The sequence below is a fragment of the Arcobacter ellisii genome (assembly GCF_003544915.1).
Taxonomy (GTDB): Bacteria; Campylobacterota; Campylobacteria; order Campylobacterales; family Arcobacteraceae; genus Aliarcobacter; species Aliarcobacter ellisii.
In genome coordinates this window covers 1,395,577-1,415,363 of sequence record NZ_CP032097.1, presented here as the reverse complement: position 1 = coordinate 1,415,363, position 19,787 = coordinate 1,395,577, and the positions used below count along the sequence as shown (strand labels likewise).

At 26.8% G+C, this 19,787-nt stretch carries 22 protein-coding genes; 9 read left to right on the top strand and 13 right to left on the bottom strand.

The genetic code is table 11. The features are described from left to right. Window position 1: 1 nt before the first annotated feature. The 8 genes from AELL_RS07265 (at window position 2) to AELL_RS07230 (ending at window position 5,788) form a co-directional block, all read left to right on the top strand. Complete coding sequence (locus AELL_RS07265) at window positions 2–238, top strand: hypothetical protein (protein ID WP_118917307.1); 237 nt, start codon at window positions 2–4, stop codon at window positions 236–238. Between the two features lie 9 nt (window positions 239–247). Next, a complete protein-coding gene (locus AELL_RS07260; RefSeq protein ID WP_118917306.1) occupies window positions 248–1,003 on the top strand; it encodes a hypothetical protein in 756 nt (251 codons plus the stop codon). Window positions 1,004–1,125: 122 nt separating this feature from the next. After that, window positions 1,126–2,088, top strand: coding sequence for a hypothetical protein (locus AELL_RS07255; RefSeq protein ID WP_118917305.1), 963 nt, complete (start codon window positions 1,126–1,128; stop codon window positions 2,086–2,088). Further along, window positions 2,088–2,843, top strand: coding sequence for a hypothetical protein (locus AELL_RS07250; protein ID WP_118917304.1), 756 nt, complete (start codon window positions 2,088–2,090; stop codon window positions 2,841–2,843). Before AELL_RS07255 ends, AELL_RS07250 begins: the two co-directional genes overlap by 1 nt. Window positions 2,844–2,903: 60 nt before the next feature. Continuing rightward, window positions 2,904–3,647 carry a hypothetical protein gene (locus tag AELL_RS07245; protein ID WP_118917303.1) on the top strand — a complete coding sequence of 248 codons (744 nt, stop codon included), beginning with the start codon at window positions 2,904–2,906 and terminating at the stop codon, window positions 3,645–3,647. 232 nt (window positions 3,648–3,879) lie between these two features. Beyond that, window positions 3,880–4,275 (top strand): hypothetical protein, encoded by a 396-nt coding sequence (locus AELL_RS07240; RefSeq protein ID WP_118917302.1) that lies wholly within the window; start codon window positions 3,880–3,882, stop codon window positions 4,273–4,275. A 104-nt stretch (window positions 4,276–4,379) separates the two neighbouring features. After that, complete coding sequence (locus AELL_RS14270; protein WP_192941183.1) at window positions 4,380–5,549, top strand: hypothetical protein; 1,170 nt, start codon at window positions 4,380–4,382, stop codon at window positions 5,547–5,549. Window positions 5,550–5,557: 8 nt separating this feature from the next. After that, window positions 5,558–5,788 carry a hypothetical protein gene (locus AELL_RS07230; RefSeq protein WP_118917301.1) on the top strand — a complete coding sequence of 77 codons (231 nt, stop codon included), beginning with the start codon at window positions 5,558–5,560 and terminating at the stop codon, window positions 5,786–5,788. A 28-nt stretch (window positions 5,789–5,816) separates the two neighbouring features. Here AELL_RS07230 and AELL_RS07225 read toward each other — a convergent pair whose 3' ends face one another. Both AELL_RS07225 and AELL_RS07220 read right to left on the bottom strand, forming a co-directional pair. Continuing rightward, on the bottom strand, window positions 5,817–6,137 hold the full coding sequence (locus AELL_RS07225; protein ID WP_118917300.1) for a TonB C-terminal domain-containing protein: 321 nt from the start codon (window positions 6,135–6,137) through the stop codon (window positions 5,817–5,819). 185 nt (window positions 6,138–6,322) lie between these two features. Beyond that, window positions 6,323–6,508 carry a helix-turn-helix domain-containing protein gene (locus AELL_RS07220; protein ID WP_118917299.1) on the bottom strand — a complete coding sequence of 62 codons (186 nt, stop codon included), beginning with the start codon at window positions 6,506–6,508 and terminating at the stop codon, window positions 6,323–6,325. 107 nt (window positions 6,509–6,615) lie between these two features. Between AELL_RS07220 and AELL_RS07215 the strand changes: the two genes are divergently transcribed. Then, window positions 6,616–7,041 (top strand): hypothetical protein, encoded by a 426-nt coding sequence (locus tag AELL_RS07215; RefSeq protein WP_118917298.1) that lies wholly within the window; start codon window positions 6,616–6,618, stop codon window positions 7,039–7,041. A gap of 201 nt (window positions 7,042–7,242) precedes the next feature. Here AELL_RS07215 and AELL_RS07210 read toward each other — a convergent pair whose 3' ends face one another. The 11 genes from AELL_RS07210 to purD form a co-directional block, all read right to left on the bottom strand. Then, on the bottom strand, window positions 7,243–7,833 hold the full coding sequence (locus tag AELL_RS07210) for a flavodoxin family protein (RefSeq protein WP_118917297.1): 591 nt from the start codon (window positions 7,831–7,833) through the stop codon (window positions 7,243–7,245). Window positions 7,834–7,843: 10 nt separating this feature from the next. Then, window positions 7,844–8,917, bottom strand: coding sequence for a protein-glutamate methylesterase/protein-glutamine glutaminase (locus AELL_RS07205; protein ID WP_118917296.1), 1,074 nt, complete (start codon window positions 8,915–8,917; stop codon window positions 7,844–7,846). A gap of 19 nt (window positions 8,918–8,936) precedes the next feature. Then, window positions 8,937–9,614: a chemotaxis protein CheD gene (locus AELL_RS07200; protein ID WP_118917295.1), complete on the bottom strand. Its 678-nt coding sequence runs from the start codon at window positions 9,612–9,614 to the stop codon at window positions 8,937–8,939. Next, entirely contained in the window at window positions 9,611–10,456 is an 846-nt protein-coding gene (locus AELL_RS07195) for a CheR family methyltransferase (RefSeq protein ID WP_118917294.1), read from the bottom strand. Before AELL_RS07195 ends, AELL_RS07200 begins: the two co-directional genes overlap by 4 nt. A gap of 5 nt (window positions 10,457–10,461) precedes the next feature. Next, window positions 10,462–12,552, bottom strand: a complete 2,091-nt coding sequence (locus tag AELL_RS07190) for a chemotaxis protein CheA (RefSeq protein WP_118917293.1) — start codon at window positions 12,550–12,552, stop codon at window positions 10,462–10,464. Between the two features lie 16 nt (window positions 12,553–12,568). Next, on the bottom strand, window positions 12,569–12,937 hold the full coding sequence (locus AELL_RS07185; protein ID WP_118917292.1) for a response regulator: 369 nt from the start codon (window positions 12,935–12,937) through the stop codon (window positions 12,569–12,571). 167 nt (window positions 12,938–13,104) lie between these two features. Further along, window positions 13,105–15,279, bottom strand: a complete 2,175-nt coding sequence (locus AELL_RS07180) for a polyribonucleotide nucleotidyltransferase (protein WP_118917291.1) — start codon at window positions 15,277–15,279, stop codon at window positions 13,105–13,107. A gap of 6 nt (window positions 15,280–15,285) precedes the next feature. Next, on the bottom strand, window positions 15,286–15,936 hold the full coding sequence (locus AELL_RS07175) for a phosphoribosyltransferase (RefSeq protein WP_118917290.1): 651 nt from the start codon (window positions 15,934–15,936) through the stop codon (window positions 15,286–15,288). After that, on the bottom strand, window positions 15,936–18,059 hold the full coding sequence (locus AELL_RS07170) for an LPS-assembly protein LptD (RefSeq protein WP_118917289.1): 2,124 nt from the start codon (window positions 18,057–18,059) through the stop codon (window positions 15,936–15,938). The genes AELL_RS07175 and AELL_RS07170 overlap by 1 nt, the downstream gene beginning before the upstream one ends. Then, the gene (locus AELL_RS07165; RefSeq protein ID WP_118917288.1) at window positions 18,052–18,489 is read right to left on the bottom strand and encodes an RDD family protein; all 438 of its coding nucleotides are present in this window, start codon (window positions 18,487–18,489) and stop codon (window positions 18,052–18,054) included. Before AELL_RS07165 ends, AELL_RS07170 begins: the two co-directional genes overlap by 8 nt. 7 nt (window positions 18,490–18,496) lie before the next feature. Next, complete coding sequence (gene purD / locus AELL_RS07160; protein ID WP_118917287.1) at window positions 18,497–19,762, bottom strand: phosphoribosylamine--glycine ligase; 1,266 nt, start codon at window positions 19,760–19,762, stop codon at window positions 18,497–18,499. Between the last annotated feature and the right edge of the window lie 25 nt (window positions 19,763–19,787).

Genomic DNA, 19,787 nt, shown 5'->3' with positions numbered 1-19,787 from the left:
AATGGAAATCATAACAGAAAATTTAGGAAATATATTATTAGTTCTTGGGGCTGTATATCCCCCTTTAATGTATCTTTTACCAGTTAAATATGCTAGTAAAATTGATTTAGGTATCAAAATTTTAAAAGCTGTTTCAAACACTTTGGAAAATGCAAAAAACTCAAAAGGTGGCTTATCTCCGAAAATTGATGAAGCATTAACAGAAAATAAAACTTTTATGCAAAAAAGTAAAAATTAGGTTATTAAAATGTCAATTTTATTAGACGGTAGATACTGGGGAAAAAAAGCCGATAATAATAATCCTAGTGTTAATATTTATGAAACTTACGGGGCAGAAGGTTTAAGAAATATAAACGTATCAAATAATATAAAAAGATTGATACGTTATAACTCTATAAAAGAGATTTTTAGGGAATATTCATTTACAATTAATTTGCCTACTATTAATGGAGTTAGTTGTGTTATAAATTACGATAAAACTAAATATTTGCCCTTACCTGATAATTTCTATTTTACTACTTCAACGTGCAATGATAATCCCAACTATTTAAAATGGCAATATGAAGCAATTTTGCAAGGTGGCGGAGTTCCTTTATGTTTTTTTGAAGATGGAAAGTTATCTTATTTAATTGCAAGTAAAGCTAATTATAGAGTTGTTAATTACTACGGTTTGAAGCCTTCGCAACTTGAAATGATGAGATTATTTAACGATGACACAATAAAATATATTTATAGTAATACATCAAATTTATTTCATTCTTTTCGTGTTCCTTCTTATAAATATCCTGAGGAATATATTGAAGATACATATTATTCACACTATGCCGGTTCTAGTGGCATAAGAATAACAGTTTATCAAACTGGCTTTAGATTGTTTGAATTAGGTTTCGATTATATTTGGATAACTCCACGTCTTAAAATGTTTATATCGCATACAGATGTTACAAAGTTACCAATTATGCCCGATTGTTGTATTTATGATTGTTTTACTAAAAAAAATTAATCATAAAAAAATTAAAAATTAAAATAAAAAAAGGAAAATAAAAAAATGGACGAATGCAAATTATTATTAGAACAAATTTTAGCCGAATTAATGGCTATTAGAGAATTATTAGGGGGTCAATAATGGCTGATGAAATCCCACAAATTGAAGACCATTACTTACCTCTTGGTGCAACTGGAAAATGGACAGTAACAACACAAAATGGGAAAGGAAAACTTTCCTTTTATATTGGAGAAGATGAGTTCGCACTAGCTAACGAAACACAAGGAACAACAATAGATGACGATTTGGCACTCGCTGGAATACTTGACGAACAAAAAACAAGATTTAAAGAACATTTAATGAACAAAATGTTAACAGATTTTGACGCTGAATTAACAGTCCCACAAGCCCCAACAACTTCCCCTTTGATTTCACAAATGAAAGCGGGAAACGATTTAAAGCAAAAACAGCACGAAAGAGAGATACAACTCGCTAAAGTTGAAGTTGAATACAAAAAAGCTGATATACAAGCAAAATTAAAAACTATAAAATTGCAAGAAGAGGCAAACGCAATTCAACAATTGCAACTTAATATGCAAGGTAAATTATATGAACAAAATGAGAGAATAATTAAACAAACTTCTACATTATTAACAAATATAGCAAAATTAAAAAGTGTTATTGCTCAAAAAGAATATACATTAAGTACAGATAACTTAAATTTAGGAGATGTAAAGCTTGATACTTCCCAACTCGTAGAGTCGCTTAATAACTTAACTACATCAAACAAAGAAGTTAATCAAAAAATAATAGAAAAAATTAACGCAGATTTAGACAAAAATGTCGAATTTGAGGGAAAAATGTACAATAAAACAGAATTACAAAATTTGTCTAATGTTGAAAAAATTAAAAATTTAAAAGATGAAAATGAATTTGCATTAAATGACGGTTTAGAAATGGTTGAAGATTTTATGATTAATGACGGTTTTAGCCTTGACTTTAATCCTTTCCAATATTTACTTGATGAAATTGAAAAAGGTTTAAAAGATGAGTTTTCACAAATTAAAACAAAATATAATATTAATAATGTAGGGAGTATTTAATGCAATCTTTAAAAACTGTATTTACTAATTCTCTTGAAGATACAACCGACGATTTTATAAGTACTTATTTATTTATGAATATGAGAAATTTTACTCAACCAATTTTAAAAACTGGCGACGATTTAACCTTAAAAGATGAAGCAATAAACAATTTTATTACACAACTTTCTTTCGGTGCTACGCTTTGGGCTTATACTGGAATTATGGCATATATAACAAAAGTAGCAACTAGAACTGGGATTATGTGGGGTTATATTGTTTCAGGAAAATTAAAAAAGAAAATACAAGAATTAAAAACAAAAAACATAAAAGGAAAAAAAGCTTTAAACTTTCTTGGTGCTGTGATTGGTAGTGATAAAACGTTAGAGAGAATTGAAGTAATGAAAATTGCGGACTCAAACTTAAGACAAATTGATACACAAATACAAAACGAAAAAAATAATCGTATGGCAATTGAAAATAAGATAGTTTCTCTTGGGGCAACTTCTACACAATTAAAAGGGGTTTCAAGTCAAGAAAATTTTAATTTATATCTTCATAAGACTAAAACTAGCAGTTGGAAAAATACAAACGCAGATAAAAAACTCTTTGAAAAAGTAACTGGGCAATTAATCGCAGATAGTGGCACATCTTGGTCGGATATGGTCGAAACAATTAATAATTATTCAGAATTTGCAAAAGACGTCGAAGGACGAATTTTTAATTTAACTGAAGCTATTTTAAAAATAGTAAATAGAACAAATTTAGCAAAATAAAATCCCTGAGGGCTTTGCCCGATTGGGGTAAATTAATATAAAAAATAAGGATAAAAATATATGTCAAATATTTATCACGTTACAACACAATTAGGGCGAATGGATAGCTTTTTTTTAGAGGCAAACAGTTCGCAAGACATTATAAATCTATTAAATGAAATAAGTGAAGCCGATATTATTAACATTAAAAAAATCATTTATTCAAAAAATTATAAAATTGCTACAAATGACTCTCTAAGTCAATATCCAAAAAATGAAGATAGCATTTATAAGTGGTCTTGGTTTTGTTATTCAAATAATCACTCTAAACAAATTGACCTCTATAACTTGAAGCCTTACACAACAAAAGAAGATATAGAAAAATTTTTAAAAACTCAATTAATAGTAGATGAGCCAATAATAGGTTTTTATGATGATGTAAGAACAGATTTCAAAGATACAAATATATTTGATGAAAATCTTTATCAAGTAGTATATAAATATAATTCAAGAACTTATAATGAAAATTTTTACTCTAATAATATCGAAGAATTAAAAAAATTCTTTGAAAAATTTGTTAGTGGCGAACTTGTAGAAATTAGAGAATTTGAGTTCTCAAATTTATCAATAAAAGAGGACGACGGAAATTATTATAAAAGAGTTTCATTAAAATTTATTGATGATAACTTGGTATTTAAAACTTTTATTCCAAATATAAAAAAGAATAAAGATTTTAATTTGATTAAACAATTAATTACTAATAATTTAAGATTTAATAATAAAAAAATTGAAGCTGATAAAATTAATTTCTTTTTAAAATCATAAAAAAAATAAAAAAAATGAAACTTTAAATTATTAAAATATTTTATTGTTTCACTTTTTTTTTATGCTCTCCCCTATTCTTCGCTTATCTTGAAAAAAAAAGTTAAATATTGACACATTTTAAAAAATCTATTTTAATTTCATTACTTTTTAACTTTTTACCTTTTAAAAAAGATAGAAAAATAAAAAAGAAAAAAAACAAATTTAAAATTATAAAAAAAGGAAAATAAATAAAATGGCTGTAAAAAAATATATTATCAAACAAACAACTAACTGGAATTCAAAAGGGGAAAAAGTAGGTACTTCTACTGTTCAAATGGACGAAGGTGACATCGCAGGTTATATTGCTCTTTTAGACGGTAAAATCGAAGTTTTTGAACAAAATTTAACTCTTTCGGTTGAAGCTTCGACTATTACTTCATCTTTTAATATTGCTGATTTTGTAAAAATTAGACACAATGTTTTAAAACCTATTTATATTTCAAATGGAAATAAAAGACCTTTAGTATTTAATGCAAGTTTAGAAAATGTTATCAACGTATTAGGTGCAATTAAACCTTTTGAAGCTCCATATAGTTCTGATTTACCAATCGACGTTTCTATCGACTCAGGAAATATGTCTTTATTATAATCTTTAAAGGATTATTAAAATATGTTTAAAGGTTAGGTATTCATTTATCTAACCTTTTTTAATTTATAAATAAAAAATAAAAAAATAAAAAGGAAAATAAAAAAATGACTAATTTGGAATTACAAGAAGGAATAGTACAAAATTTACTATTAGGTTTAAAAAAACAAAGTGAGGCATATTTAGATTTAATTTCAAATAATGAATATACACACGACCAAAGAAAAGATTTCGAAAAAGAACTAAGCGACATTAATAAAGTTTTGAATGAATTATCAGGAAAAACAATTAATTACACTGTTTCAGAACTTGAAGCCTTAAAAGTTCAGTTTAATGATAGATTAACTCAATTAAACTCAATCATAACAAATTTAGAAATTAACACCTTAAAAATTGAATTTGACTCTTTAACTCCTGAACAAAAAGCATTTTTAAAAGGAGAAAAAGGAGATAAGGGAGATAAAGGGGATAATAGTTATCAATTAGCTGTAAGATATGGTTTTGTAGGAAATGAAATAGATTACCTTAACTCTTTAAAAGGAAAAGACGGAGTAAATGGAGTTGATGGAATAAATGGTGTTAATGGTGAAAATGGATTAAGTGCTTATGAATTAGCGGTTAATAATGGTTTTACTGGTACACTTAACGAATGGTTAGAAAGTTTAAAAGGTGCTGACGGTCAAGACGCAGAAAGTGCAATTTTTGATTTTGATACTTTAGATACAATCCAAAAAGAAAAAATATCAACTTATCTTTTTAATTTAACTCAATTTACACAATTATTACAAAGATTAACTAATCTTGAAAATAATTCAACTGGTTCAACTGGTGGAGATATTGAAATTATAAAAGAATATAATGCAGTTAATGAATTTATTTTTTCTAGTCCTGAACTATTACAGAAACAATATTATTTCGCTTTTAAATTAGGTTTACAAGAGTTTGACGCAGTTACTTTTATTCTTTCAAATGGAACTAATACATATTTACTAGAGTATGAAGTTTCAGCAACTGTTTATGGAAAAAATTTAGAATTAACAAGTAGTAATCTACCTGAAAATATAGTGGAATATCCATTTTATAATATTAATTCTGAAAATGAAATCTTTGCATTTTATTTAAAATTTGAGAATGAAAATAATGAAGTTATTTATCCTTTCGACTCTTATGCTATAACAATATCAAGAGAAGGAAATAATCTTGTTTCTGAATTTGTAGAAGTTACAGCAGATAAAGCATTCTATGATGGACTTCCAAAACCTCCATTTATTGGTTAATTTTATTTATGGAAAATTTAGAATTATTTAAAGAAATGATTAACTATTTAATTATTCCTTTGTTTGTTTGGGTTTGGAGAACTGATAGAAAATTAAAAGAGATTGAATTAACAACGATTAAACATCAAGACTTAAAAGACATTTACAAGATATTAGATGAGATAAAAAAAGATATACATTCTTTAAATGATAAATTTGTTACTCCCAAAATATGCGATTTTAGACATAAAACAAATTAAAAAAAATAGGGGTTTAAACTCCCCTATTCTATTTTTTTTCGCTTTCGAAATCAGTTTTTATTTTTATTTTTTTATTTTTATAAACTGGATATTTTATTTTTTTTTGTTTCTCTAAAAAATTTTTTAAACTATTGTTAAATTCTTCTGAATTTGCCTTTTTAATAAATTCATAATCAAAAGCCCCGTTTTCATCAATAAAAATATTTAATGTAGCTTTTTCATTTTCTCCAACTGGTATCCATTCTGAAAGCCTTTCCCCTATACTGCTATAATATGAGTCTATAAAATCATCATTTGCACTAATTAAACTAAACAACATCAAAAAACTAACTAATATTTTTTTAATCATTTTTTCTTTTTCCTTTATATAAATATTATAATAAAAATACCTATTGTTATAAGTGATAAAAAAAGCCAATCAATACTATTAAAATTTAATTTACACATATTAAGCCTTTTAAATAGATTTTTATAAATTCTATCAAAATAAAAACTTTTTTTTGACTCTTTTTTTATTAACAATTATTTTTTTTATTATTTTTTAATATCTTCTTTTAATTTGATAATCGCTTCAAGGTCTTTTAAACTAATGTTATATTTTTTGCACAATCCCCCTATTTTTAATAGTTCCAATTGTTCGGGGTTGTGTTTTTTCATATATTTCATATTTGCTTCAGTTCTTCCGATTAATTCGGCTATTTCATTATATGTTATTTGCATATTATTCCTTTAAATTAATAAAAGTATAATAACCTAGACTTTATTAAACTATTCTTAAGGTTTAGTATGCTATACTTTCAGTATAAATAAATAACAAAAGGAAACAAATGCAAGTAATGATTAAGTTTTTAAATAGCACTAAGAAAAAAACATTAAAAGAGCAAATTATTGATTTAGAATTAAATAAATTTAGTTCTCTTGAAGATTTTTCAAAAAAAGTTTTATTTATTTTAAAAAATAAATATAAAATTAATAATATTGTTTTCATAGATGGTGGAAACACTTTCAAAGGTTGTGAATATAAATATTATTTAAGATTTAAAACTACATTAAAAGAAATTAAATCTATTAATTTTGATGATTTAGAAAATATTATAAATGAAAAAAAAGTTAATGAAATTAAATTAATAAGAGTTAAAAATTTAATGAATAAAATTTTTGATAAAGCTGTTAATTATGAAATAAATATGGATTTATGGGAATATCAAAAGAAAAGATTAAATAAAATTTTTGCTTTGATTGTCAATAATTAAATAAATAAAAGGTTATTTCTAAGTTATTTTTAATTATAACTTTTGTAATATCCCTACTCTATAAATATTATTTATTTAATGTCGTTTATTGTTTTAACTCGTTTTTACTAAATTAAGTAAAAATTAAGAAAAATAAGACTAGAATTTTATAGCTCTATTCTTAAAATTATGGTTTTCAATACTAAAATAAATTTAAATTAGCTATTTTGAATTATTAACTAATTTATCTGCCATCTCTTTTAATCTTTTAGCATAATCTTTTATTAAGTCATTTGTTGGAATTATTGCTTGCCAATCTAATACTTTTGCTCCAATAGAAATTGATGCTTCTTCCATATACATTCTAGCCATATAAAAACTATGATTCATAAAATACTTTGTAGTATTATAGTTTATTAAAATAGAAGTTTTATCTAAAACTGTTTTTCTTGGAGTTGAATGAGCTTGACTATATGGCCAATAATGATATGCAATTAATCTACTTTCAACTTTCTCAAATAACTTATTTCTATTAAATAAATCATTTCTATCAGCTATAATTACAAATGCCGTTCCTTCTTCAATTTTGTCAAGTAAATCATTCATATCATCTTTTATAACACATTTGGTAGGACTATCACTTTTTATTAAAGTACAACATCTACATTGGGTACATTTAACAATTTTAAATTCTTTAAATTTTATTCTTTCATTTTTTATATTTAAAGAGTCAAAATAATTTATGAGGAAATTTATTATATCTTCAATATTTTTATCTGATTTCTCAGTGCAATCAATTATTTTTATAAACATTTAAAAGATATTACCTCTTTTTCCCTCTAGAAAAATCTATTATATATTCTGCAATTTCATCTAAATGAACGATATCTTTTACAGCTCCTGCTTGAATTGCTTTCATTGGCATTCCAAAAACTACACAACTCTCTTCATTTTGTGCAACTGTATATGCACCATTATCATGTAGTTCTTTCATTGCGATTGTCCCATCATCGCCCATTCCAGTCATCATAACAGCCATCGCAGCTCCACCAACAGCATTATTTACAGATCTAAATAGAACATCAACACTTGGTTTATGTTGACTTACTTTTTTTGTATCTAATAATTTTGTTCTATATTCATTTGCATATTTCTCAATTGTAAGATGCATATTTCCTGGTGCTAAATAAGCATGACCTTTTTCTAATATCATTCCATCTTTTGCTTCACAAACTTCGACTTCAGAATTATCATTTAATCTATGAGCAAAAGAGTTAGAAAATCCATATGGAATGTGTTGAGTAATTAATATAGGAGGTAAATCTCCTGGAAGTTTTCTAAAAACTCTTAATAATGACTCAACTCCACCTGTTGATGAACCAATTGCTATTAATCTCATCCCTGGAAATTTAGCTGCTCTTAATGGTATTACTTCATCAGGATGTACTTTATATTCTATATTAGTTAATACCTTATTACTCTTTTTTAAAGCAGGTGGCTTTTTTAGAGTATATCTTTTTAATAAGAATGTTAAATTTAAAAGAGTATCTTTTATTCTATCAGAAAATGAATTCATTGATTCACCGGTATCAGGTTTTGGAATAAACCCAACTGCACCATCATCAAAAATATCATTTCCTCTTACACTTTCTCCTGAAATTACAACAGCAGGCATAGGATGTAATCTCATTAAATTTCTTAAAAATGTAACTCCATCCATTTTAGGCATATTTATATCTATAGTTACAAGATCAGGTTCATACTCTTTTATTTTTTCTCTTGCATCATAGGCATCTGTTGCAACACCTATAACTTCAAATTCATCTATGGAATTAATCATATCTTTTATAATTCTTCTCATAGAAGGTGAATCATCTATAACTAATACTGTATACACTTATATTCCTACCCTATTTTTAGAAAAGTTCAATTTCCATTTGAGGTTCAACTTCTTTAGTATCAATACCAAATAAGTCAACACCACCAACATATTCTTTGATAACAGGAGCTTTTGTAATCTCTTGTTGTAAATATTTTTCATCAGATAAGATTTTACTATCAGTTTCAGATTTTTGAGTAACTTTGATAAATGTCTCAAAATTATCTGCTAATAATATTAATCTTCCATGTTCACCACGAGTGTGTTCACTTACTAATTTGAAACCTTCTGATTTACAAAAATCTTTAGCAAATTCAACATTTCTAAAACCAATAGATTGACTAGACATATTAATTTGCATAATATCTGCACCACCAGATATTTTTGCAACCATATTATTTTTACTACAACCTAATTTATACATTTCATTAAGCATTGCCTCAACTGAGTATAATCCATATTTCATATCATCATTAGTATTGTTTGTTTTTGGTAATAAAAAGTGATTCATACCTTTTATTTTTGTATTTTTATCATAAAACATAATAGCCACACAAGAACCAAGTAATGTTTTAAATGCAATTTGATCTAAATCACTTCCAACTGCAAATTCTCCACCAATAACAGTATGAGTTAAAAAACCTTTAGTTTTTTGAGTGAATCTTACAGCAGAAGTTTTTTCAATACTTCCGTCTTTATGTCCAATAACAATCATACTATTTCCTTCTCTTTAACAAAGATATTTTGCCCAACTCTTTTTACATAATGAACTAAATCTTGAGGATTTTCTGAATGTCCTAAATATAAAGTGCCACCGATTTTTAGATGTTTAAATAACTTTTTTAATATTGAGTTTTGATCTTCAGCAGAAAAATAAATTAATACATTTCTACAAAAAATTACATCAAATTGATTTTTTGCAAAGGGATAAGAAGGATCACTTAAATTCATTACATGAAATGTAATCATTCTTTTTAATTCATCATTAACTTTTATAAGAATTTCTTCACCAGAAAGATTTTTTTGAATTCTTCTTTTAAAAAAATTCTGTGGTCTAATCCATGATGGAAACTCTTTTGATGATTTAGAATATCTATAAATCCCATTTGCTGCATATTGTAAAACATTTGTATCAATATCTGTTGCAATAATTGATGCACTGATATTTTTACCTAATTCTTCACTTGCTTTAAATACAGTCATTGCCATAGAATAAGGTTCTTCTCCAGTTGAAGAAGCAGAACAATACATATTTATTTTTGTTCCACTATTTGCAAATGCAGGAAGAACTCTATCTTTTAAATCTACAAAATGAAAATCTTCTCTAAAAAAATGAGTTTTATTTGTAGTAAAAGAATTGATAAATTCTGTTACATTATTTCCTTGCTCAATTGAATTTAATAAATCCATTATATCGCCAGAATATTTACAATTTCTCTTTAATTTATCAATTCTATTTGAAATCATAATATCTTTATTGTCTGAAAGAGTAATTCCTGTTAGAGAATAAAGAAGTTTTTTTACTTTATTATGAACATCTTGTGTTGTATATGCCATTTATTTTAAGAAGCCCTTTTTGCAGCATTCATATCTTTTTCAATTTTTATTTGTGCATTGATTATTCCAACAACATCTAAAATTAGACCAATACTTCCATCTCCTCTTACTGTTGCTGCACCAATTCCTTGAACACTTCTAAAGTTTTTATCTAAAGGTTTAACAACAACTTGGTGTTGATTTAGGAATTCATCAATTGAAAGAGCAACTTTTGTATTTCCTGATTTAACAACAATTAACATTCCATCTTCTAGTTTATCAAAACTTTTTTCTAAACCAAACAGTTGATGTAATTTTACAACAGGAATAAATTCTTCTCTTAACATTAATAAGTCTTGTGTTCCATCCCCGATTTTTTTAATCATATCTGAAGTTGGTTGTAAAGATTCAACAATTGAACTTAGAGGTAAAATATATTTTTGATTACCAACTCTAATATCTAAACCATCTAAAATTGCAAGAGTTAGAGGTAACATAATTGTTATTGTTGTCCCCTCACCTAAATGTGTATCAAGTTTAATTGCTCCACCAAGTTTATGAATGTTTGTTTTAACAACATCCATTCCAACACCACGACCTGAAATATCAGTAATTTGATCAGCTGTTGAAACCCCTGCTCCAAAGATTAATAAAGCTTTTTCATTTTCAGTCATTGTGTTATATTGATTTTCATCAATTTGACCTTGCTCAAGTGCTTTTTGAGCAACTTTTTCAGAATTAATTCCTTTACCATCATCTTCAATAGTAATAATCATTTGACCATTTGCTTGTTCCGCTGAAATGCTAATTGAACCAACTTCAGGTTTCCCTGTTTTTTCTCTTTCCGCAGGTGTTTCTATTCCATGATCTAAAGAGTTTCTAATAATATGCATTAAAGGATCAGTTAATCCTTCAATCATAGCTTTATCAATTTCAACATTATCTCCATAATGTTTGAATTCTACTTTTTTCCCAAGTTTTTTAGAAATATCTCTTACAACTTTTGGGAATTTAGAGTAAATTGAATCCATAGGAACCATTCTAATACTCATAATAGAATCTTGCATATCTCTAATATGTCTTTCTAATAATTCAAGTCTTTCTAAAACAGAATTTCTTGTTTTTGTTTCGTCAATTGTTGATGAGAACTGTGTTAACATTGCATTTGTAATAACTAAATCTCCAACATTATTCATTAATAAGTCAATTTTATCAAGATTAACTCTAATACTATTGTTGTTATTTGATACTGATTTTTTCCCAGCTGCATCTTCATTTTCTTCAGCTGTTACAGCTCTTGATTTTCTTACTACTGGTGCAGATTTTTCAACAACTTCTTCTTTTTCAACAGTTGGAAGAATTTTTTCTTCAATGTCATTTGTTTGCATTACAGAATCAGGAGTGATATTTGGCATTTCATCAAAGAAACCAAAATTTTCTTTATCATCATTTGATATTTTAAAATCACTATCTTTTGTATTTTTAGAAATTGTTTCTAAATCATCATCATAAAAACCTATATTTTCATGAACTGCATCAATATCATCATCTGCAAAAATTCCATAAGGTTTGTTTTTTGTATCTCTTTGTTCGTTTAAATCATCATCAAAAAATCCAAAATTATCACTATCTAATGTAGTAATTTCAATTTTTTCTTCTACTTTTGGTTTTTCAATTTTTTCTACTTTAACAGGTTCTACTTCTTTTTTTACTGCTGTTCCATTTGAATAAGATCTAATTTCTTCTAATAAAGAGCTAGTCATTTGAGTAAAAGTATCTCTATCTAGTTTATCTGCTACTTCAAGGTCTAAAATCTCTTTCATAACATCAAGACCATCAATTAATGTTTCTGCCATTTCTGGAATAAATTCAATTTTATGATTTCTTAATTTATCCATCAAGTTTTCAACATCATGTGTAAATTCAGCAAATAAAGCTAATTCAACAGATGCACCACTACCTTTTAAAGTATGTACATCTCTAAAAAGTTGTCCCATTTCTTCATCTGTTAATGTACCATTATTTTCAGCTTCTAAAAGAACATTATCCGCTGATTCGAAAAGTTCAACAGCTTCTTCAAGAAACATTTCCCTATATTTAGAAATATCAAACGACATGAAAGCTCCTTTATTTTTATCTACTTAATACTATGTTAACTGCTTTTAATAACTGGTCTGGTACAAATGGTTTTACAATCCAACCTGTAGCTCCTGCAGCTTTACCTTTCGCTTTCATTTCATCACTTCTTTCTGTTGTAAGAACAAGAATTGGTTTTTTAGTATATTGTGGTATTTTTCTTAATTCACCAATTAATGTTAAACCATCCATATTTGGCATATTTACGTCTGTGATAATTAAATCAAAATCTGTAGCTTTTGCTTTTGCTAAACCATCAACACCATCAACGGCTTCAGTTACATCCGTATAACCACCCTCATTTAATGCATAGTTTAGCATATCTCTTAGCATTGTAGAATCGTCTACGATTAAAAGCTTAGCCATATTAGAACCCCTTAAGTTTACTTATAAAAAATTATTTTAACTATACTAACGTAAGAAATATTAATTTAGGATTAGAATTGATTATAATTTTTTGATATTGATATAAAATTTGCTTAAATGGTCATATTTAGGGGATTTTAGTAGGTAAATTAATCCTTTATAAAGGATTAATTTGAAGATAATTCTATTCTATCTTTTTTAACTTTTAAAACTTTTACTTCGATATCTTGTCCAACAGATAAAACATCTGAAATATTATTTACTCTTTCTTTAGAAATTTTTGAAATATGTAAAAGACCTTCTCCACCTTTTGGTAAAAGAATAAATGCACCAAAATCCACTAATCTTTCTACTTTTCCTGTAACAACTTCATCAACTTGATATAATTTTTCAAAATCAACATTTTTTGGTGTCTCTTTTCTTGAAGGAGCATTATTTGAAATAGTTTTAATATGTTCACAAGCATCTAAAACATTTTGTTTATTTTCACCACTAACTTTTACTGTTCCACTATCTCTATCTAAATCGATTGAAACAGTGAATTTTTCAATAATTTCTTTGATTGTTGCTCCAGCTTTTCCAATGATAACCATTATTTTACTTGGGTCAATTGCAAATTGTTCAACTAAAGGTAAAGCTTCACTTGGAACTATTTCATTTGCAGCTTCATTCATAAGTCCTAAAATATGCTCTCTACCCTCTTTTGCTTGTAATAAGGCTTCTTTTAAAACATTTAATTCAATTCCACCAAGTTTTATATCCATTTGTAAAGCAGTAATTCCTTTATTAGTTCCAGCAACTTTAAAGTCCATATCCCCATCATGGTCTTCAAGTCCCATAATATCTGTTAAAATTGAATATTTACCATCTTCTACAACCATTCCCATAGCAACACCTGCAACTAAATCAGAAATTGGAACTCCAGCTGCTTTTAATGCTAAAGAACCTCCACAAACTGTAGCCATAGAAGAAGAACCATTTGATTCTAAAATTTCAGAAACTAATCTTACAGTTTCATTGTAATCATCATCAATTGTAGCTTCAAGTGCTTTTTTAGCTAAATTACCATGTCCTAATTCTCGTCTTCCAACACCAAACATAGGTTTAGCTTCACCAACTGAAAAACCTGGGAAGTTATAATGAACCATAAATCTTTCCATTGAAGTTGATTTATCAGTTAATACTTCATACATTTGTCCATCTTTAGGTCCTGCAATTGTACCTATAACTAATGCTTGTGTTTCACCTCTTGTGAATAGACAAGAAGAGTGAGTTGATGGTAAAATATTTGTTTCAATAGTAATTGGTCTAACATCTTTTAATCCTCTTCCATCAGCTCTTACTTTGTCATTTACAATCATTGCTCTTACAATTTCTCTTTTTACAATTGAAACTGCTTCATAAATTGTATTAAATTCTAACTCATTTGTAATACAATATTCATTTTTAGAAATCATTTTAGCAACATCTTTTAATTGAGTTGCTCTTTCACTTTTTGCAAGTTTTTTAATAGCTTCTCTTATCTCATTTGAAAAATTATCTCTAACATAATTTATTACAGACTCTTCAATAGTAAATTTAATTAATTCTACTTGAACTTTTTCTTTTGAAACTTCTTCAAAAGCTTTTTCATAACTTAAGTTAGCCTCTTTTAAAGCATTTTGTGCAAAGGCAATTGCTTCAACTAAAGTATCTTCATTCATTTCATTTGAATTATGGATTTTAGTAAATGCTTCAATATCAACTTCAACTAATTCACTAGAAGAGATAGTTTTCATTTCAATCATTAATAATTCATCTTTAGATCCAGCTACATATAAATCTAAAACAGAATTTTCTAACTCAGCTGGAGTTGGATTAATAACTAAATTATTTTCTATTTTAGCAACTCTTACTCCACAAACAGATTTTTTAATTGGTAAATTAGATGTGTATAAAGCAGCATTTGCAGCATTTAACGCTAATGTTTGTAAATCAACATCTTTATCTGCACTTAAAACCATAACTGTAATTGTTGTAGGATAAACATAACCTTTTGGGAAAAGTGGTCTTAAACTTCTATCAATTACTCTTGATGTTAAAGTTTCAAAATCGCTTGGTTTTCCTTCTCTTTTTATAAAACCACCAGGTAATTTTGCAGCTGCATAAGTTTTTTCTATATATTGAACTGTTAAAGGAGTAAAATCTTCACTAACAGGATTATCGAATTCACTTACAACAGTTGCTAATACTACTGCATTCCCTATTTTTGCTAAAACTGAACCATTTGCTTGTTTAGCTACTTTCTCAAATTCAAAAATCTCTTGTTTTCCATTTAATTCAAATTCACACACTGTTGCCATAATTTTTTATCCTTTATTTATTTTCTCTATATCTTCAAAACTAAGTTCTTCCAAACTATCATAATAAAAATCTATTTCTACAAAATGATCTAATTTTTTAATAAAATATAAATCATCAGCAATAGATTCAATTGTTGGAATACTAGCTGTTGGTAAAATTGGAGTAGCTACTGAAATAGATTTTGCTTTTAGATTAATTGCAGTTTTAATACAAGCCATCATTGTAAGACCTGTATTAATTCCCTCATCAACAATTAAAACATTTTTATCTTCTAATTTTTCAATTCTCTCACCATGTCTAAATCTATTAACTTTTTTTACAATAGATTCTTCAAAAACTTGTTTAGATTTTGCATATATATAATCTAAACTAATATTAAACGATTTTACTAACTCCTCATGTATTAATACTTCTTCATGTTCCGTAACAACTGCAATCTCACACTCTTCATTATTTGGGGCGTATATTTTTTCAGAAAACATAATATCAAATTTTCCATTTAGTGTTTTTGCAATTATTTTTGCTATTTCAAATCCTCCATAAGAGCTTGAAATTACCGTCCAATCTTCTAATTTCATACTATCAATTGGTAAAACATCTAAAAGTCTATATGCAGCAACTTCTCTATTTTTGAAATATACTTTATCAGAATTCATTAATTATCATTTTCCATTTTATATTTTTGTTTTATTCCACCTAATGGTTTTAATAATAGATTCATAGTTATTAGTTTTTGGTCAACACCATCTTTATAAGTTGATGAAGAAGGTCTAATTTCACTTTCTAATTTAAAATCTAAATTCCAACAACTATCATTTATATTAAAACCTATACCTTGTTTACTTCTAATTTTTTCCAAAAGGTTATAATTTTCATAATAACTAATACTATAATCTTTTGATATTTTATATGAAGTGCTAACTCTATATGATTCTAAATCTTCTTTATCTGTATTTGGAGTCTCTTTAGATTTGTAATAACCTAAAGTAAATGATAAATCTTCATAAGTTAAAGTATTACTAAATGTATCTTCTACAAATTGTTCATCTTGCATATTATAAACAACTCTTCCAGATATGTAACCAAAGTCATGATTTATTTTTACATAATTTTCAAAATCTTGTAGTTTTGGATTATCTACTTCATCATAAAGTATAGATTGAGACATTTTATGATTAATAAATTGTTTTAAACTATCTTTCATATATAGTGATTGATTAAGTGTTAAATTAATATTTTTTTCTTCTTGGTTAATTGGAAATGCTTTTAATTCTTCTTCTTTTGTGGAACCACTTACAGTTGTAATTTTATATAAATCCCCATCCTCTTTTAGATTCTTTGGAATTACATATTCAGCACCTAAATTTACAGTATGTAAGTAATTTTCATAAGGTTTAATTAAATCACTACCAAGTAAAATTGATGCTCTATTTTGGATTAAATTCCCATCTTCATAAGTAGAATCATAAAAGTTATCATAATCATATTTACTAACAACTATTTTATTTTCAAGAGTTAAATACATAAAATCATCTAAAAGATATTTTGTATAACTAATAGGTGCACTTACTTCATAAATTGTTGATGTTAAACCCTCAGGTCTTGTGTAATTCATAACTTTTGTATCTAAAGAATATACTAAATTATCAACAAATGCTTCTTTATTATATGAATGAAATTGTACTTGTGGTAACTCTTGTAAAGTTTGACTATTACTATCTTTTGAAGTGTCAATATAATATCTTGAATAAGCACCTGTATAATAATCAGGAGTATTATAGAAATAATTTATTTTTGATTCAACTTTTTTATCAGTTGACAAAGTATAATCTGATTCTTCTAAAGTTATGTATTCAACATCATTTAGATACTTTATTGCTGTATATAAACCATCCGTTGATTCTGAAGTTTGAGAATTTGTAAAAATATTTCTCCTACTATAATCAATATCTAATCCAAAATGTTCTTTGTGCTCTAAAAGATTCTCTTCTCTATAATCTTCATTCTCAACAAAAACCCCTGATTTTATTTTTAAAAGAGAATCTGGAGAATCAGCATATCTATAATATCCATATATACCTTTTCCTCTTTGGGTTCTAATTTGTGGAATTAATTCTAAATCATAATTTTGTGCAGGGGCAAAATATATTGGTTGCGAGTAGTATAAACCTTCTCCTTCAGAAAAACCTAAAGTTGGAAGTAATAATCCTGTTCTTCTAGTTGTATCTGTAGGAAATCCAAAATAAGGACTATAAAATACAGGTACATCTTTTATATATAATCTTGGATTATAGGCATTTATCCATTTATTTTCAGTATCATAATCAGCACTTGATGTTCTAATACTCCAAATTGGATTTAAACAATCACAAGAAGAGATTATCGAACTTTCTAATTTTACAATCTCTTTTTCTTTATTTGACTCTTTTGAATTAAGCCAAATATTATTACTATTTTCAAATAAGAACATAGGATATTGATTTGACGTATCATTTTTTAAATCTACAAAAGCATGTTCACTTTGAGTTTGAATATTATTTTCTTTTATTATTAAAACATTATCAAATAATTCAAAAGTCTCTTTCTCTTTATCAAATATTATTTTATCGGCACTTAAATAGTATGTAGGTGAGTAAATTACTACACTTCCTGTTGCTGTGATAATATTATCTTTTGCATCAATGTTTTTAGCAATTAATTGAAATTTTTCGTTATTTATTTCTTGACCCTGCAATAATGCAGATGTAATTAGTAGTGAACCTATGATTTTTTTATACATTAACTACCAACGTTTTACCTGTAATATCATGAAATGTTTTTCTTCCATCATTAAAAAATCCTAATAAGAAACCTACATAAAAAAACATTTCTGAAAATATTCTTCCTACAGCTCTTAATAAAGAAGAAAACAAATTAACTCTTCCCCAATTATTTGCATCTATTACTCGTATTTTAGCTACTATTTTACCGATTGTTGCACCATAATACCAAACAAAAAAAGTATGATATATAACTTTTAACACTATTAAAGGCATAACTAATTCAGCTTTCATTAGATACATTAAAGCATCTGGATCATTACTAACTGCGTAAATATTTTCCCAAAATATAATCATAATAATTAAAGTAACAAGTAAATCATCTATTACATAAGCAAATGCACGTGAACGCATTGACGCTAGTTGAAGATTATTTGTATTATTTTGCATTAAAAAATTACTTTAGTGCTTGATACGCAATATCAGTTCTACATTTTTTACCAGCAAAATGTACTTGACCACATAAAGCATAAGCTCTATTTCTTGCCTCTTTTATTGATTTACCAAATCCAACACAAACAAGAACTCTTCCCCCTGTTGCCATTAATTTATCATCAATTTTTTCAACACCAGCATAAGAAATATGCGAGTTTTCTAATAAATCAGCATCAACAATTTCATCAACTATAATTTCAGCAGGAGCACTTGAACCATAAGGATAGTTTCCACTTGCCATTACAACACCAACACCAAACTCATCTTTGATTTTAATATCAAGTTTGTCAAGTTGTTTTGTTGCACCTTTATAAAATAGTTCAGATACAGGAGTTGCTAATAATGGCATTAAAATTTCACACTCTGGATCACCAAATCTTACATTATATTCTAAAATAATTGGCTCACCTTTTACTACCATAACTCCAATAAATAGTACACCTTCAAAAGGTGCACCCTCTTGTTGCATACCTTTTAAAGTTGGTTTGATTACTCTTTCTTCTATTTTTTTATAAATGTCATCATTCACTAAAGGAGTTGGAGCATAAGCACCCATACCACCTGTATTTGGACCAGTATCTCCATCCCCTATTCTTTTGTGGTCTTGTGCAGCTGGTAATACTTTGTAATTTTCTCCATCACAAATAGCAAATACTGATAGTTCATAACCATCTAAATACTCTTCAACAACAATAGAAGTTCCAGCATCACCAAAAGCTGCTCCACTTAACATTTCACTTGCAGCTTTTTTTGCTTCATCTTTTGTTTGTGCAATAATTACACCTTTTCCTGCACATAAACCATCTGCTTTAACAACAATTGGCTCACTCATTGTATCAATAAAATCAAAAGCCTCTTTTTCATTTGATGTTTCTATAAATGCTGCTGTTGGTATGTTATATTTTTTAAGTATATTTTTCATATACACTTTTGAACCTTCAAGTTGAGCAGCTGCTGCACTTGGTCCAAAAATCACTAATCCATTTTGTTTAAATATATCAACAACACCATCTACTAAAGGAGCTTCTGGTCCTACAATAGTTAAATCAATAGAATTATCTTTTGCCCAAACTGCTAGTTGATTATAATCTTTTATATTTATATTTGTACCCAATCTATCAGTTGCACCATTTCCTGGCATAAAATATAAATTATGAGCATTTTCTTTGTATATTGCTAATCCAATAGAGTATTCTCTACCACCACTTCCTAGTATCAATATATTCACGATAATTCCTTGTAATGTTTTTAAT

Coding starts and splice junctions, on each gene's coding strand:
- AELL_RS07265 (WP_118917307.1), top strand. CDS start 2: ATGGAAATCATAACAGAAAATTTAGGAAATATATTATTAGTTCTTGGG.
- AELL_RS07260 (WP_118917306.1), top strand. CDS start 248: ATGTCAATTTTATTAGACGGTAGATACTGGGGAAAAAAAGCCGATAAT.
- AELL_RS07255 (WP_118917305.1), top strand. CDS start 1,126: ATGGCTGATGAAATCCCACAAATTGAAGACCATTACTTACCTCTTGGT.
- AELL_RS07250 (WP_118917304.1), top strand. CDS start 2,088: ATGCAATCTTTAAAAACTGTATTTACTAATTCTCTTGAAGATACAACC.
- AELL_RS07245 (WP_118917303.1), top strand. CDS start 2,904: ATGTCAAATATTTATCACGTTACAACACAATTAGGGCGAATGGATAGC.
- AELL_RS07240 (WP_118917302.1), top strand. CDS start 3,880: ATGGCTGTAAAAAAATATATTATCAAACAAACAACTAACTGGAATTCA.
- AELL_RS14270 (WP_192941183.1), top strand. CDS start 4,380: ATGACTAATTTGGAATTACAAGAAGGAATAGTACAAAATTTACTATTA.
- AELL_RS07230 (WP_118917301.1), top strand. CDS start 5,558: ATGGAAAATTTAGAATTATTTAAAGAAATGATTAACTATTTAATTATT.
- AELL_RS07225 (WP_118917300.1), bottom strand. CDS start 6,137: ATGATTAAAAAAATATTAGTTAGTTTTTTGATGTTGTTTAGTTTAATT.
- AELL_RS07220 (WP_118917299.1), bottom strand. CDS start 6,508: ATGCAAATAACATATAATGAAATAGCCGAATTAATCGGAAGAACTGAA.
- AELL_RS07215 (WP_118917298.1), top strand. CDS start 6,616: ATGCAAGTAATGATTAAGTTTTTAAATAGCACTAAGAAAAAAACATTA.
- AELL_RS07210 (WP_118917297.1), bottom strand. CDS start 7,833: ATGTTTATAAAAATAATTGATTGCACTGAGAAATCAGATAAAAATATT.
- AELL_RS07200 (WP_118917295.1), bottom strand. CDS start 9,614: ATGATTGTTATTGGACATAAAGACGGAAGTATTGAAAAAACTTCTGCT.
- AELL_RS07195 (WP_118917294.1), bottom strand. CDS start 10,456: ATGGCATATACAACACAAGATGTTCATAATAAAGTAAAAAAACTTCTT.
- AELL_RS07190 (WP_118917293.1), bottom strand. CDS start 12,552: ATGTCGTTTGATATTTCTAAATATAGGGAAATGTTTCTTGAAGAAGCT.
- AELL_RS07185 (WP_118917292.1), bottom strand. CDS start 12,937: ATGGCTAAGCTTTTAATCGTAGACGATTCTACAATGCTAAGAGATATG.
- AELL_RS07180 (WP_118917291.1), bottom strand. CDS start 15,279: ATGGCAACAGTGTGTGAATTTGAATTAAATGGAAAACAAGAGATTTTT.
- AELL_RS07175 (WP_118917290.1), bottom strand. CDS start 15,936: ATGAATTCTGATAAAGTATATTTCAAAAATAGAGAAGTTGCTGCATAT.
- AELL_RS07170 (WP_118917289.1), bottom strand. CDS start 18,059: ATGTATAAAAAAATCATAGGTTCACTACTAATTACATCTGCATTATTG.
- AELL_RS07165 (WP_118917288.1), bottom strand. CDS start 18,489: ATGCAAAATAATACAAATAATCTTCAACTAGCGTCAATGCGTTCACGT.